Annotated in this window: 15 protein-coding genes; 6 read left to right on the top strand and 9 right to left on the bottom strand. The window is 57.6% G+C overall.

What is annotated here, in order from left to right; all coding sequences use genetic code 11:
- Positions 1-72: 72 nt before the first annotated feature.
- Positions 73-1173, top strand: coding sequence for a tRNA preQ1(34) S-adenosylmethionine ribosyltransferase-isomerase QueA (queA, locus tag RMR13_RS02935; protein WP_310599142.1), 1101 nt, complete (start codon positions 73-75; stop codon positions 1171-1173).
- Between the two features lie 86 nt (positions 1174-1259).
- Here the strand turns inward: queA and RMR13_RS02930 are convergent, their stop codons facing one another.
- Positions 1260-1520: a zinc ribbon domain-containing protein gene (locus RMR13_RS02930; RefSeq protein ID WP_310599141.1), complete on the bottom strand. Its 261-nt coding sequence runs from the start codon at positions 1518-1520 to the stop codon at positions 1260-1262.
- 594 nt (positions 1521-2114) lie between these two features.
- Complete coding sequence (gene gdhA, locus RMR13_RS02925) at positions 2115-3464, bottom strand: NADP-specific glutamate dehydrogenase (protein ID WP_310599196.1); 1350 nt, start codon at positions 3462-3464, stop codon at positions 2115-2117.
- 802 nt (positions 3465-4266) lie between these two features.
- Here gdhA and RMR13_RS02920 point away from each other — a divergent pair.
- The 5 genes from RMR13_RS02920 (at position 4267) to rpsA (ending at position 8357) form a co-directional block, all read left to right on the top strand.
- Positions 4267-4710, top strand: a complete 444-nt coding sequence (locus tag RMR13_RS02920) for a MucR family transcriptional regulator (RefSeq protein ID WP_310599140.1) — start codon at positions 4267-4269, stop codon at positions 4708-4710.
- Between the two features lie 214 nt (positions 4711-4924).
- Positions 4925-5713: a glutamate racemase gene (murI, locus tag RMR13_RS02915; RefSeq protein WP_310599139.1), complete on the top strand. Its 789-nt coding sequence runs from the start codon at positions 4925-4927 to the stop codon at positions 5711-5713.
- On the top strand, positions 5706-6413 hold the full coding sequence (locus RMR13_RS02910) for an outer membrane lipoprotein carrier protein LolA (RefSeq protein WP_310599138.1): 708 nt from the start codon (positions 5706-5708) through the stop codon (positions 6411-6413). The genes murI and RMR13_RS02910 overlap by 8 nt, the downstream gene beginning before the upstream one ends.
- Before the next feature lie 196 nt (positions 6414-6609).
- Complete coding sequence (locus tag RMR13_RS02905) at positions 6610-7134, top strand: metallophosphoesterase (RefSeq protein ID WP_310599137.1); 525 nt, start codon at positions 6610-6612, stop codon at positions 7132-7134.
- Between the two features lie 62 nt (positions 7135-7196).
- A complete protein-coding gene (rpsA, locus tag RMR13_RS02900) occupies positions 7197-8357 on the top strand; it encodes a 30S ribosomal protein S1 (protein WP_310599136.1) in 1161 nt (386 codons plus the stop codon).
- Between the two features lie 9 nt (positions 8358-8366).
- On the opposite strand, the gene rlmB is transcribed toward rpsA, so the two are convergent.
- The 7 genes from rlmB to pal form a co-directional block, all read right to left on the bottom strand.
- Positions 8367-9146 carry a 23S rRNA (guanosine(2251)-2'-O)-methyltransferase RlmB gene (rlmB, locus tag RMR13_RS02895; RefSeq protein WP_310599135.1) on the bottom strand — a complete coding sequence of 260 codons (780 nt, stop codon included), beginning with the start codon at positions 9144-9146 and terminating at the stop codon, positions 8367-8369.
- A gap of 32 nt (positions 9147-9178) precedes the next feature.
- Positions 9179-9790 carry a guanylate kinase gene (gmk, locus tag RMR13_RS02890; protein ID WP_409070251.1) on the bottom strand — a complete coding sequence of 204 codons (612 nt, stop codon included), beginning with the start codon at positions 9788-9790 and terminating at the stop codon, positions 9179-9181.
- The gene (locus RMR13_RS02885; protein ID WP_310599133.1) at positions 9787-10086 is read right to left on the bottom strand and encodes a DUF370 domain-containing protein; all 300 of its coding nucleotides are present in this window, start codon (positions 10084-10086) and stop codon (positions 9787-9789) included. Before RMR13_RS02885 ends, gmk begins: the two co-directional genes overlap by 4 nt.
- Positions 10087-10128: 42 nt before the next feature.
- Positions 10129-10995 (bottom strand): YicC/YloC family endoribonuclease, encoded by an 867-nt coding sequence (locus RMR13_RS02880; RefSeq protein ID WP_310599132.1) that lies wholly within the window; start codon positions 10993-10995, stop codon positions 10129-10131.
- 56 nt (positions 10996-11051) lie between these two features.
- Entirely contained in the window at positions 11052-12053 is a 1002-nt protein-coding gene (rfaE1, locus tag RMR13_RS02875) for a D-glycero-beta-D-manno-heptose-7-phosphate kinase (RefSeq protein ID WP_310599131.1), read from the bottom strand.
- Positions 12054-12073: 20 nt separating this feature from the next.
- Positions 12074-12604: an OmpH family outer membrane protein gene (locus RMR13_RS02870; RefSeq protein WP_310599130.1), complete on the bottom strand. Its 531-nt coding sequence runs from the start codon at positions 12602-12604 to the stop codon at positions 12074-12076.
- A gap of 139 nt (positions 12605-12743) precedes the next feature.
- Positions 12744-13256: a peptidoglycan-associated lipoprotein Pal gene (gene pal, locus RMR13_RS02865; protein ID WP_310599129.1), complete on the bottom strand. Its 513-nt coding sequence runs from the start codon at positions 13254-13256 to the stop codon at positions 12744-12746.
- Positions 13257-13265 lie beyond the last annotated feature (9 nt).

Below are 13265 nucleotides of genomic sequence, written 5' to 3'. Positions count from 1 at the left end.
CTGCAATGTAAAGTAGGTTATCGTGCTTTGCAAGCAAATCACCCGGAACCAGCCAGCCCGTTTTTTTGAATCATGACCGATCATTCCTACCGTTTGGACGACTACGACTACGACTTGCCCGCCGACCTGATCGCCCAATTTCCAGCACCACAACGCGACCAATCCCGCCTGCTCGTTCTCGCAGGGCAAAATCCCTCGCCCGCCCACCGACGATTTGCCGATCTCATCGACTATCTCCGCGTCGGCGACCTCCTGGTGCTCAACACCACCAAGGTGTTTCCCGCCCGGTTGCTGGGCAGCAAGCAGACCGGCGGCAAGGTCGAGCTGTTTCTCCTTGCCCTTCCCCGGCCGGCCGTGGCAAGCGATGCGTACCCCGCATGGCACCAAGCCACGGCCATTGGCCTGATCAAAAGCTCAAAACGCCCCAAAAAAGGCAGCCTACTCGGCTTCGGCCCGCGCTTCCGAGCCCGGATCGACAGCCTGCATCCGGACGGCAAGGCCGAAGTGACCCTGCAATATCAGCCGGATCCGGGACAATCCCTGGAGCAGGTTTTGGAACTCCATGGCCAGATGCCACTGCCCCCCTATATCAGCCGGCCCGACGGCAGCTTGGGCGAGGACCGGGATCGCTATCAAACCCGGTATGCACGCCAGACCGGTTCGGTCGCGGCGCCGACCGCAGGTCTCCATTTCAGCGACGAACTGCTGGCCGCCATCCGAAGCAAGGGAGTGGCAATAGCCACCATTGTGCTCCATGTCGGATACGGTACCTTTGCCCCGGTGCGGAGCGAGGATATCCGCGACCATGCCATCCACAGGGAATATGTCGAAATCCCGCCGGAAACAGCTGAAGCCATCCACCGGACCAAGCAAGCAGGCGGAAGGGTTTGGGCGGTGGGGACAACCACGGCGCGGACGCTCGAATTTGCCGCCGACGAACACGGGCAGGTCCGGGCGGGCGGGGGCGAATGCGATCTGTTTATCTATCCGGGTTACCGATTCCGGGTGGTGGACAATCTGATCACCAATTTCCACCTGCCCAAGTCGTCGCTGCTGTTTCTGGTTTCGGCCCTGGCGGGCCGGGACCGGATTCTGGCGACCTATCGGGAAGCGGTGATCGCCGGTTATCGCTTCTTTTCCTACGGAGACGCCATGGCCATCGTCACCAGGTAACCGGTCGCATGGCGGGCATAAAATCAGGATAAAACAAAAAACCCGGCCTAAGGCCGGGTTTTGTCGTACAACCGTGTACTCGTCGGTCAGGTGGCGGCCGGGCACTGACAGCAGCCGCCTCCACTGGAGCAAGCCGGCGCCCCTCCGGAATCGGCACAGGAAGATTTGCCGTTGCTGTAACCGTCGGTGTACCAGCCGCCTCCCTTCAATTGAAACGAACTCATGGAAATCAGTTTGCGCACGCTCCCGCCGCACTTGGGGCAAACCGATATCGGCTTGTCGGCCATGCGCTGCTGCACCTCGAAAATCTTTTTGCATCCGCTGCATTCGTACTCATATACCGGCATGATCCTACCTCACAACGCTATATATAAATGGGTGAACAAGAAAAGCAGGTCATCAAAACAAGGGCAACGATAATGCCTCCCATCCAGCCTGTCAACACCCGGATCATGCCACCCTGCCCATACTGTCGAAGACACGCGAAACGCGGGCAGCGGACAAAGGCATGCCGGGCCTCGATCCGACCCGGATGCGAGATGCGCCGGCAGCGGCGGTCCGGTCGCCAAGACAGTCGCCCGTGAACAGAACCGGGACTGTTCCGGTTGAACCGGGCAGGCAATTCCATTTCCACATCGGATTTGAGCCGTAAAACCTGGCAGGAGAGATGCGTCGTTGCAACCGGAGGATGGGAAAAGACACCGGCCATCATGGGAGGGGCAGCAGGCTGGCTGGCCCAAACGGAGCCCGCGGCACACTCGCTGAAACGCTTCAAGCGCGTTGCCGCCCTTTGGGAGTGAAGATGAACGAACAGGATGCTGTGCTTCCGGCAATCAGGGCGACCGTTTCGGTCGCAGGAAAAATCGCCGGGGCCTTTTCATTTGTCGCAACCGCGCCAAAAGGGTCCCCCGGCGGAACCGGGGGACCTGTAACAAAAGCAATTACACAATGCCTTGCGCCATCATGGCTTCCGCCACTTTGACGAAACCGGCAATATTCGCACCGGCCACGTAATTTCTCGGCATATTGTACTTTTCAGCCGTATCCATACACGTCTTATGAATATTTTTCATGATTTCCTGCAGCCGAAGATCCACCTTTTCCCTCGACCAGGAAATTCTGCCGCTGTTTTGGCTCATCTCCAGACCGGAAACGGCGACACCGCCGGCATTGGCAGCCTTGCCGGGAGCGTACAAGACGCCGTCCTGCAGAAAAATCTCGACACCTTCCGGCATGGTGGGCATATTCGCGCCCTCGGCCACCACCATCACCTGGTTGTTGACGATGTTCTGGGCGTCCTGTTTGTTAATTTCGTTTTGGGTGGCGCAGGGGAGTGCGCAATGGGCCTTGTGATTCCACAGGGGATTGTGGTCGAGCTCGGGATTCACGGGCGTGTAAACCGCCTTGGGATAACGCTCCGCATATTCCTTGATGCGACCTCTGCGCACATTTTTCAACTCGCTGATAAAGGCGAGCTTCTCCCTGTCAATCCCTTCCTCATCGAGGATATAGCCGTTCGAATCGGAGCACGTGATCGGCTTGCCGCCCATTTGCAGGATTTTATCCATGCAGAATTGAGCCACATTGCCGGAGCCGGAGACCAGGCACGTCTTGCCTGCCACCTCCTGGTTCTTGGTGGCGAGCATTTCGGCGACCATATACATTAAGCCGTAGCCCGTCGCCTCCGGCCGAATCAGGCTGCCGCCCCAGGCCAGACCTTTACCGGTGAAAACCCCGGTGAACTGATTGACCAGTTTCTTGTACATGCCGAACATATATCCCACTTCCCTCGCTCCCACGCCGATATCTCCGGCAGGCACGTCGGTGTCGGGCCCGATATGGCGATACAGTTCGGTCATCAAGCTATGGCAGAACCGCATGATTTCATTTTCCGACTTTCCCTTGGGATCGAAATCCGCCCCGCCTTTGCCGCCGCCCATGGGCAGGGTGGTGAGCGCATTTTTAAAGGTCTGCTCAAAAGCCAAAAATTTAAGAATTCCCAAATTGACCGAAGGATGGAAACGCATTCCCCCCTTGTACGGACCGATCGCGCTGTTCATTTGCACCCGAAAACCGCGATTGACCTGCACTTCTCCCCGGTCATCCACCCAAGGCACCCGGAACATAATCAACCGCTCCGGTTCAACCATCCGCTCCACGGTTCGAGCTTTCCGATAGGCAGGGATTGCCTCCATAACCGGTTTGACCGATTGCACGACCTCTTCGACCGCCTGGATGAATTCCTTTTGATGGGCGTCTTTCTTTTTAACTTTCTTTATAATCTCATCCATATACTCTGTTTTTCTCCCGTTACTTCGCTCACAGGCGGAGAGGCGCACCGAACGGTGTCACTCTGCCTGAAAAATATTGACAGGGGGATGATTTTTCCCCTAAGCGGGTCTTCCTGTCAATACATTTAATAAAGCTGGACTGTATTTTTTTATAAAAAATTTATTGTAGGTAAATATATCTAGAATCAATCAGGGGCCGCCACAATGGTTATCTCTCCTAAATAACAGGTTAAATTGGAAAGAATCGTCACAGCTCTTGCCGACACAGCCTTTTGCCCGTTCTTCCAGTCGTTTCGGACCAGGAGCATTGTCCAACACGGCCAAATGCCGCTGGAGGTCTTTGCGAGCAAGGGAGAGGGGCATGCATTCCGTGAAACGGTGGCGCTGCTGTTTGTTCTGGAACCAGAAGCGTGTACAGTGCCTCGATCCTTCTTCAATCGGCGCCTGGATGCACTGCCCACAGGCATCGCATGACTCACGCTCCGGCCACTTACCTCGATACTCGTCGACACGCACAAATTGACAAATTATTTTTATACGAAAAATCAGCAAGATAAAATAAAATCATCTTGACAATAAAACCAAAGCCATGAAGCGCTAGATCCATGGCTTTGACGACATGGAACATCTCACGTGCAAGCTCTACATACTAACAATTCCAATTGCGTATTGTCCGGATGCGCTTATTTCTCTTGGCAATAGAACAAAAAAATTGCATTGGCCCTTTTCATGTTCTATTATTGCAACAACAGCATAAAGAATGACGCTGTATCCTTTTAATTTTTCCTCTCAGGAGAGAACGATGAGTAAATCGCTCGTTGAAATGACCGCTGAAATCATTCAATCCCAAATCAGCTCCAAGCAAATGACCACGGATGAAATCAAATCAGCGCTAAACGACACCTTCCAAACCCTTAAAGCGCTGCAAGAATCCGAGTCTGTCGTGACTGAACCGGAACCGGAAGAGGCGAATCCTGTTATCGATCCCAAAAAGTCGATTCAAAAAAATAAAGTGGTCTGCCTGGAGTGCGGACAAGAGTTCAAGATGCTTTCTCCCAAGCATCTCAAATCACATGGGCTCACCTCTAAAGAATATCGCAAAAAACACGGATTTTCCGCTCGCCAACCTCTGTGCGCCAAAGCACTTTCAGAGCGACGTTCGCAATCGGGCAAAGAACGAGGATTACCCGACAATCTTCGCAAGGCCATTGAAATGCGGACAAAGGACAAGACCAAGAAAAAATAATTTTTCCCGTCTCTGCCATACTCCCTGCCCTGCATTCAGGTGGCAGGCCTTGTCGCCTGAATGCAGTTTCATCCGGCTTTCTTCCCTTTTCAGCTCTGCTCGTTATTTCGGTCTTGTGGTCCCGATTCTTCCGCTGTAGATTCGTTGCCTGATCTCCTTACCCCTCGCTCCTTGATCTTTTCTCTTTGCCGTTCATTGCAATCAACAGAATAAAATGATTGGTATTTTTGATTCCGGTGTTGGCGGCATGACCGTGGCCCGGGCCATTGAACAATGTTGTCCGGGGTATCCCCTGGTATATCTGGGCGATCTTGCCCGCATGCCGTATGGCCCCAAAAGCCCGGCCATGATCACTGAATATTCGCACCGGAACACGGAATTCCTCCTGCGCCAGGGCGCAAAATTGATCGTGATCGCCTGCAATTCGGCAGCGAGTACCGCCTCCTCCTTCTTGCGCAGCCACTACAGTCAAACCATCATCGACGTGATTTTTCCGGCAGTGGCCAAGGCGGCGGCCATCAGTGCCACCGGCAGGATCGGCATCATCGGCACCAGGGCGACCATCAATTCCGGTGCCTACGAACAACGGCTCCAATTGGCCCGCCCCGACTGCCAGGTGCACAGCCAAGCCTGTCCGCTTCTGGTCCCCTTGGTCGAGGAAGGCTGGCTCAACCACCGCGAAACCAAGACGATCGTCAAGAGATACCTCCACCCCCTGCGCGACAAGCAAATCGACACCCTGATCCTTGGCTGCACCCACTATCCGCTGCTCAAGAGGGTGATTGCCCCCCGCATCGGCCGCCGGGTCAACATTATCGACTCTTCGGTCGAAGTTGCGCTCCACCTCAAATCCATCCTCGAAGCTGATGCGGAGCTTCGCACGCAACTGTATGATCCCGACACCTCCAGCCGTTTTTTTGTCTCCGACATGCCGTCGCCGGTCCATGCCCTGGCCGGTACAATTTTCGGGCGACCTGTTCTTCTGGAGCAGACCGATGTTTAATCCTGCGCCCCTGTATCTTCTCATCGTCTTGCTGTTTACCGGCTTGGTACCCGGGGGGCTGGTTGCCGCCGGCCTTGATCAACGAGTGGCGCAGCTTCAGAAAAAATATCAGCAATTACATAGCCTTGAATTTGACTTTGCCCAGACGACCCAGAATGGCGGCCGGCTGAAGCAAGGCTCCGGCAACGCTGTTTTCTACCGGTCCGCCACTGCCGGAACCGCGACCGGCACGCCGGGAATCATGCGCTGGAACTACACCGCGCCAATCGCGCAGACCATTATCAACGACGGGACCTCGCTTTCCATCTATACGCCCGAAGACAAGCAGTTGCTGGTTTCGCCAGCCCAGGACATGGAATCCGACATCACCTACGCCATCTTTACCGGCACCAAAAACCTGCTCGACGAATTCGCGGCCACGCCCGGCGACACCCGGTTTGCGCTCAACGAGCCGCCGTCTGGCAGCGAGGCCTTGCAATTGACGCCCCGCAAGCCGCATCCCCAAGTCAAACGGATACAGCTCTGGGTAACCGACGACCTCACCATTAAACGATTGCTGATGGAGGATCATTTCGGCTCCCTGACCGAACTGACGTTCACCAATGTCCGCTTTAACACTCTCCAGCCGGGCGATTCGCGCCGGATACAGGCACTGCGCGATCTCGATCTGGCACCCGGAACGGAAGTCATCCGACAATGAGCAGCCTATCTTCCGGCTGTCGGCATGCGTGGCCGGCATGGGGACGCCGGCCCGGCGAAGACTGCGAAAAAGCGTTGCTCCGAGACAACAAGCAGGGTAAAGAAGGGCAGCCTGATCCCCGCCCGCTCTTCGGCAGAGATCGGAGCAACAGGGCCGAGATGCTCCACCCCAACCGCGACACCCGAACGCAAACCGCATGCGCATAGCCGTTTTTTCCGACAGCCACGATCATATCGCCAATCTCCGGCGGGCCGTGCTGCGTGCCAACCGGGAAGAGGCCGAACTGCTGATTCATTGCGGCGACCTCATCTCGCCCTTCATGTTGCCCTATCTTGAGCAATTCAATGGCCCGGTTCATGCGATCTACGGCAATAATGCGGGCGATCGACACCTAATCGCCGGCCGCTGCGCCGCGTCCACCGGCAAGATCACCCACCACGGCGACCACGGCATCCTGGTTGCCGCCTCCTGGCGCATCGCCATCGAGCACTATCCCAAATGGGCTCGCTCCCTGGCCGCCTCGGGCGATTTCGATCTGGTATGCTGCGGCCATTCCCACGTTTTTCAAGCGGAATGGCTGGGCCGCTGCCTGTTGCTCAATCCCGGCGAACTGCTGGGCAAGGACGCGCCGCCAACCTTTGCCCTCCTCGACACCGCCGATGGCTCCGTTCGGCAAATATCCGTCGGCGAACAATTGTCGCTGGATGATCGAGATTTGTGAACCCTTGCAGCACCGGCGATGGCGGCCAGACCCGCCGGTTCATTCCACCCTGGTGACCGACCATGAGTAACGAAACCTTTGCAGAACTTTTCCAAGACAAAGCCGTCTCCCGTTCAGCCCTGCAACCCGGCAGCCGGGTCGAGGCCACGGTGGTCGGCATCAGCGGCGACACCGTCTTTCTCGATGCCGGCGGCAAAAGCGAAGGCGTTCTCAACGCCGCCGAACTGCGCGACCAATCGGGCAACCTGTCCGTAGCCCTTGGCGACCGGGTGCAGGTCTTCTTTCTGGCTGCCCGGGGCGGAGAGATGCTGTTCACCACCCGGCTTGGCTCCGGGCAGGCGTCTTCGCGCGAACTTGAAGAGGCCTTCCATTCGGGCATTCCGGTCGAAGGCAAGGTGACCGGCGAGGTCAAGGGCGGGTTTTCGGTGACTGTTGCCGGCCAACGGGGTTTTTGCCCCTATTCGCAAATGGACATCCGCAAGGTCGAACAGGCCGAGGATTATCTCGAAAAAACCTTTGCCTTCAAGGTGATCGAATTCGGCAGCCAGGGCCGCAACATCATCCTGTCGGCTCGGGCCGTGCTGGAAGAGCAGCGACAACAGGAACGCGAACAGTTGAAGGCCCGGCTGCAGGAGGGTATGCAGGTCAAGGGAACGGTCACCTCGATCCGTGACTTTGGCGCCTTTGTCGATATCGGCGGCGTCGATGGTTTGATTCCCATTGCGGAGCTGGCCTGGGGCCAGACCGAGCGGGTGGAAGATGTGCTCAGCCGGGGCCAGCAGGTGGAAGTGATCATCAAGCGACTCGACTGGGACAGCGAGCGCATTTCGCTGAGCCTGCGGGAAACATTGGAAAATCCGTGGGACAAAGTCACCCAGCGCTACCCGGTCGGCTCGGTCCACAAGGGCCGGGTCTCGCGATTGGCTGCTTTTGGCGCCTTCGTCACCTTGGAACCGGGCGTCGACGGCCTGCTTCATATTTCCAAGCTGGGAGCGGGACGACGGATTCATCATCCCAGGGAAGTGCTGTCGAGCGGCCAGGATCTGACCGTCAAAATCGAATCGATCGACACCGACCAGAAACGCCTGGCCTTGACCCCCGAAGATTACGTCGCCAAGGAACAGACGGAGGATTCGGCTCCACCTCCTCCGATCACCAGGGAATCGCAATCAATGGGAACGCTGGGCGATCTGCTGCAGCGGCAGATGAAAAAGAAGAAATAAGGGGAAGGCTCAGAGGCCGCGGCGGGAGATTTCGAACATGACCACCGCGGCCGCCACCGAGGCATTGAGCGAGTCGAAGGCTGTCCGCATGGGGATGGTCACCAAATGGTCGCACTGCTGGCGCACCAACGGTCTGAGCCCCTTGCCCTCGCTGCCGATCACCAGGCAGATCGATCCGGAAAAATCGGTGGCATAGATTGAGGAAACTCCTGGTTCCGCCACCGCGCCGTACACCCAGAATCCCCGCTCTTTCAGCTTGTTGAGCGCATCGCTCAGATTGACGACCTGGCAGAGGGAGAGATGGGCCACCGCGCCGGCGGAGGTACGGGCAACGGTACCGGTGACCGGAACGCTCCGGTCCCTGGTCAGGATGACGTGACGGAAGCCTGCGGCCAGGGCGGACCGCAGGATGGAGCCGAGATTGCGGGGATCCTGGATGGAGTCGAGTGCCAGCAGCCTGGGCGCCGGCAAGGGCGGCGCATCCCCGGTCCCGCCGATTTGGTCCAACAGTTCGTCGAACGACAACAATTTCGCCGCGCTCAGCCGGGCCACCACCCCTTGATGGCGACAGGTGCGCGCAACCCGCATCCTGTCGGGCTCGACAAAGCGAACCACAATGCCGCCCCCCTTGGCAAGATCGATGATTTCCTGCAGGCGCGCGCCTCCCTTGCCCCGCTGGACCAGGAGTTCGCTGACCGTCGTGGCCTGCTGCGCCACGGCTTCCCGGACCGCGTTGATCCCCCAGATCAGGTCGTCATCCGCTGCCGGTGTGGCCATATCGTTCGCCACCCTTTCCTTTTCCTTCCGGCCCCTGCCCACCATCACACGCTCCAAAGTGCCGGCCGGCCATCGAGCATCCGGCGTTGGCGGCAACGCTCGGCGACCACGATGCTGCGCAGGCTTTCCACCGCCTGGTCGAGTTGATCGTTGACGATCAGGTAATCGTATGCTCCCGAACAGGCCAATTCCTTGCGGGCATTGTTGAGACGCAAGGCAACGGTGGCCTCGCTTTCGGTCCCGCGGTCGCGCAAGCGCCGCTCCAGTTCGGCCAGCGACGGCGGCGCGATGAAAATGGTCACCGGCTCGGCCCGCTGCCGCACCTGCGCCGCCCCCTGGACATCGATATCGAGGATAACGTCACAACCGGCGGTGCGATGCCGCTCGACCTCCTCGACACTGGTGCCGTACATGTTGCCGTGGACCTCGGCCCATTCCAAAAAACCGGTCGGCTGCAGGTTGCGGATGGCCGCAAACGTCGCGGTCTCGACGAAATGGTAATGCACCCCGTCGACCTCGCCGGGCCGGGGTTGCCGGGTGGTGTGCGAAACGGAAAAGACCAATCCGGGCAGATCGCGCATGACCTGCTTGAGAATGGTTGTCTTGCCGCATCCGGAAGGTGCGGACAGCACCAATAAAAGGCCGCCAGCCATTATTCTCCCTCGCTCTGGGCTTTGATCAGCGCGAGCTCCGGATGCCGGTGTTCCTGCTCCAGGGCCATCAAGCGCTGGTTGATGGTTTCCGGCTGCACCGACGAGAGGATCAAGTGCCCGGAATCGAGGATCAGGATCGCTCTGGTTCGCCGCCCTTCGGTCACGTCGATCAGCTTTTTTTCCTGGCGGGCATCATCCTTCAACTTCCTGATGGGCGAGGAGCCCGGATTGACCACGGCGAGAATGCGGCTGACCTTGACGGCATTGCCAAAGCCGATATTGACAAGTCTGTTTTCCATAGATCACTGCGGGAAAGAAAGCGGGCGATGGCAGCGGACGCGCTATTCGATATTCTGCACCTGTTCGCGCAGCTTTTCGATTTCATTCTTCATTTCGACGCCGAGGTGGGCGATGGCGGCATTGGCGATTTTAGAAGAGAGCGTGTTGACTTCCCGAAGGAATTCCTGAAGAAGGAAATCGAGCCGGCGGCCGACCGGCTCGCCGCTGGCAAAAAAGGCGCGAAACTGGACCATATGGCTGTCAAGCCGGGTGATTTCCTCGGTAACGTCGCTTTTGTCGGCCATGATCGCCATTTCCTGGGCCAGCCGGATCGGATCGAGATCGATGCCCTCCAGCAGCTTGCCAATCCTGGCCTTAAGTTCGTTCTGGCGCAGTTGTTGGAGGTCGGGGATGGCGCGGTCGATCTGGCGGACAACGGCCTCGAATTTGGTCAGGCGGTCCAGCAGATCCTGGCGCAGGGCCTCGCCTTCTTTTTCGCGCATGAGGTCGCACTCCTTCAGGGCCGTCTCCAGCGCGGCCGCCAGCAGCAGCCACTCGGCATCCATGTCCGGCCGTTGCTCCTCCAGGCTGACGACATCGCGCAAAGTCAGCATATCGCGCAGGGTCACCGGTCCCTCGACCTCGAATTCCTCCAGCAACTGCTGGAGACAACGGCGGTATTGGCGCGCCACCGGCACATTGACCGTCAACTGCGGCTCAACGGCGGCCGTTCCCTGCAGACTGAAGGTGATATCGACCCTGCCGCGATCGAGCACGGCCGCCACCTTCTTTTTCACCGGTTCTTCGAAAAGGGCAAATGCCCGGGGCAGAATGACCCGCTGGTCGAGAAACCGGTGATTTACGGTCCTGATCTCAGCGATCCAAGTCCTGCCCTCCGCCGAGGCTTCGCCGCGGCCAAATCCCGTCATGCTTCGCGGTCGCACCCTCGTTCCACCCGCTTCGTAATTTGAAATAATGAAAAAAGTCAGACCGTTGCCGAGGTCATTGCAGCGCGCAGTTCACTGGCGGTCACGCAGGCGGTGCCGATCTTGCCAACCACGATTCCAGCCGCATGGTTGGCAAGCACAGCCGCCTCGCGCATGGAACAGCCGACCGCAAGCCCGAGCGCCAACGTGGCGGCGACGGTATCGCCGGCCCCGGTGACGTCGTAGACTTCCTTGGCCGTGGTCGGAATGGTGATCAATTCGTCATCGCCCTGCAGCAACGCCATGCCGGCCTCACCCCTGGTGATCAGTACCGCCTCGCAGCCGATGTCGTCGCGGATCAAACGCGCCGCAGCCATCAGGCTCCGTTCGTCCTCGATTTTGAGCCCGGCGATCTGCATGGCTTCGTGATGGTTGGGCGTGATCACGGTGGCACCGACAAACCGGTGTATATTGGCGGGCTTGGGATCGACGATCAGCGGCAATGGCCGATGCTCGCGGTTGCGGACCGCATACAGCAGTTGATGGAGCCGGACCATCAACTGCTCGCTGACCATTCCTTTGGCGTAATCGGACACCATCACCGCGTCAAAGGTGTGGATGTGCCGCTCAAGATACTGGATGAGCGCATCCAGCGAATGCCGGGAAGGAAATCCCGTTTGTTCGCGGTCGAAACGGACGACCTGCTGGCCTTGGGCCACCACCCGGGTCTTGACGGTGGTTGGCCGCATGCCGACCACCAGCCCCTCGATCGAAACCCCCAACTGTTCGACCAGTTCGACCACCTTTCTGCCCATGGCATCGTCGCCGACAATCCCGCACAGAGCCCCCTTCCCACCGAGAGAAATGATGTTTCTCAGGACATTGGCACTGCCGCCCAGCAGGAAATCTTCCCGCTGGACATTGACGACCGGTACCGGCGCCTCTGGAGAGATGCGGCTGGCCGTTCCCCAGAGGAAATGATCGATAATGATGTCGCCGATGACCAGTACCCGGACATCGGCGCATCGAGCAAGCCGTTCCTCAAGAAGTTGATCTGCCATGGCACCAGCTCAAAGAGCTCTTACTTCATCACCTTGTTCAGCTCGGTGATGACCGTGTTCGAGATATCGACCGCGTCGGTGGCATACAGGACCACATTGCGCGGCAGAACAATGGCATAGCCGTTATCGGCGGCAACCTTGGACACCACTTCTTCCAATTTCTTGATCACGGGATTGACCTGCTGCTCCCGCAGCTTCCTCAACTCTTGATTGGCATTTTCCTGCTTTTCGGCCAATTCCTGACGTTTCTTCTGAAAGGCGGCGGCCTTCTCCCGCTTGACGCTGTCGCTCCAGGCTGCTCCTTTTTTCTCACCTTCCTTCTGCATGGCGATCAGGTCGTTTTCATCATTTTTCAGCGAGGCCTGCAATGAATCCATCTTCTGTTTGATGACACCTTCAGCTCTCTTGCCGGCAGTGGAGGTGGACAGCACCTGCTTCATATCAATGACTGCAATTTTCGTATCCGCTGCCAGTGCCTGGCCATTGACAAGAACCAAGACCGTTATCAGCAAACCACTCATGCAGCCAGTCACTATTTTTACGATATTCACTCTGCATTCTCCTTAGTTGAATAATTTTAGTTTTCCGCCATGTTCTTCCCTTTCGGGCAAAAATGCGACGGGCTAAAAAGCAAAAACCGGGCAGGGCATTCCTCCCTGACCCGGTTGCTTGTTCATCGTTTAGCTCATGTTATTTTACAATAACGAAGTCATCCCGACGATTCTGAGCATACGATATTTCATCGTGTCCGAACAGCAGCAGTTTTTCCTCCCCGAAACTGACCGTGGTCAGACGGTTCGCTTTGACGCCAAGATTGATGAGATAGGCTTTAGCACTCTGGGCTCGACGTTCACCGAGAGCAATGTTGTACTCCTGGGTGCCGCGGGGATCGCAATTACCTTCGATCCTGATATCGACATCCGGATTCTTCTTTAGAAAATCTGCATTGGTTTCGATGCGTTGCACCTGCTCACCGGTAACCTTGGAGCTATCGAATTCAAAATAAACCGGCACCATCGGGCCGGAGGTTCTACCCTCCATGATCCCGGTATCCGGTGTTTCCAGCGATTCCGTCGCTCCGGCTCCTTCCGTTCCTCCCCCTTGCTGCGCCGCGGTTTCGGACTTCTTGCTGCAGCCGGTCAGCCCCAAGCCCAAAATCAGCAAACCCAATGCGGCCCAGTGAAACAACTTGTTACTGCTCATCTCTCCCTC

Origin of the sequence: Desulfobulbus sp. (genome assembly GCF_031547805.1) — a bacterium.
Taxonomy (GTDB): domain Bacteria; phylum Desulfobacterota; class Desulfobulbia; order Desulfobulbales; family Desulfobulbaceae; genus Desulfobulbus.
This window is presented reverse-complemented; position numbering and strand designations above follow the sequence as displayed.

Bases quoted from the DNA above. Each gene is read 5' to 3' on its own strand.
- queA (WP_310599142.1), top strand. From the start codon at position 73: ATGACCGATCATTCCTACCGTTTGGACGACTACGACTACGACTTGCCC.
- RMR13_RS02930 (WP_310599141.1), bottom strand. From the start codon at position 1,520: ATGCCGGTATATGAGTACGAATGCAGCGGATGCAAAAAGATTTTCGAG.
- gdhA (WP_310599196.1), bottom strand. From the start codon at position 3,464: ATGGATGAGATTATAAAGAAAGTTAAAAAGAAAGACGCCCATCAAAAG.
- RMR13_RS02920 (WP_310599140.1), top strand. From the start codon at position 4,267: ATGAGTAAATCGCTCGTTGAAATGACCGCTGAAATCATTCAATCCCAA.
- murI (WP_310599139.1), top strand. From the start codon at position 4,925: ATGATTGGTATTTTTGATTCCGGTGTTGGCGGCATGACCGTGGCCCGG.
- RMR13_RS02910 (WP_310599138.1), top strand. From the start codon at position 5,706: ATGTTTAATCCTGCGCCCCTGTATCTTCTCATCGTCTTGCTGTTTACC.
- RMR13_RS02905 (WP_310599137.1), top strand. From the start codon at position 6,610: ATGCGCATAGCCGTTTTTTCCGACAGCCACGATCATATCGCCAATCTC.
- rpsA (WP_310599136.1), top strand. From the start codon at position 7,197: ATGAGTAACGAAACCTTTGCAGAACTTTTCCAAGACAAAGCCGTCTCC.
- RMR13_RS02885 (WP_310599133.1), bottom strand. From the start codon at position 10,086: ATGGAAAACAGACTTGTCAATATCGGCTTTGGCAATGCCGTCAAGGTC.
- RMR13_RS02880 (WP_310599132.1), bottom strand. From the start codon at position 10,995: ATGACGGGATTTGGCCGCGGCGAAGCCTCGGCGGAGGGCAGGACTTGG.
- rfaE1 (WP_310599131.1), bottom strand. From the start codon at position 12,053: ATGGCAGATCAACTTCTTGAGGAACGGCTTGCTCGATGCGCCGATGTC.
- pal (WP_310599129.1), bottom strand. From the start codon at position 13,256: ATGAGCAGTAACAAGTTGTTTCACTGGGCCGCATTGGGTTTGCTGATT.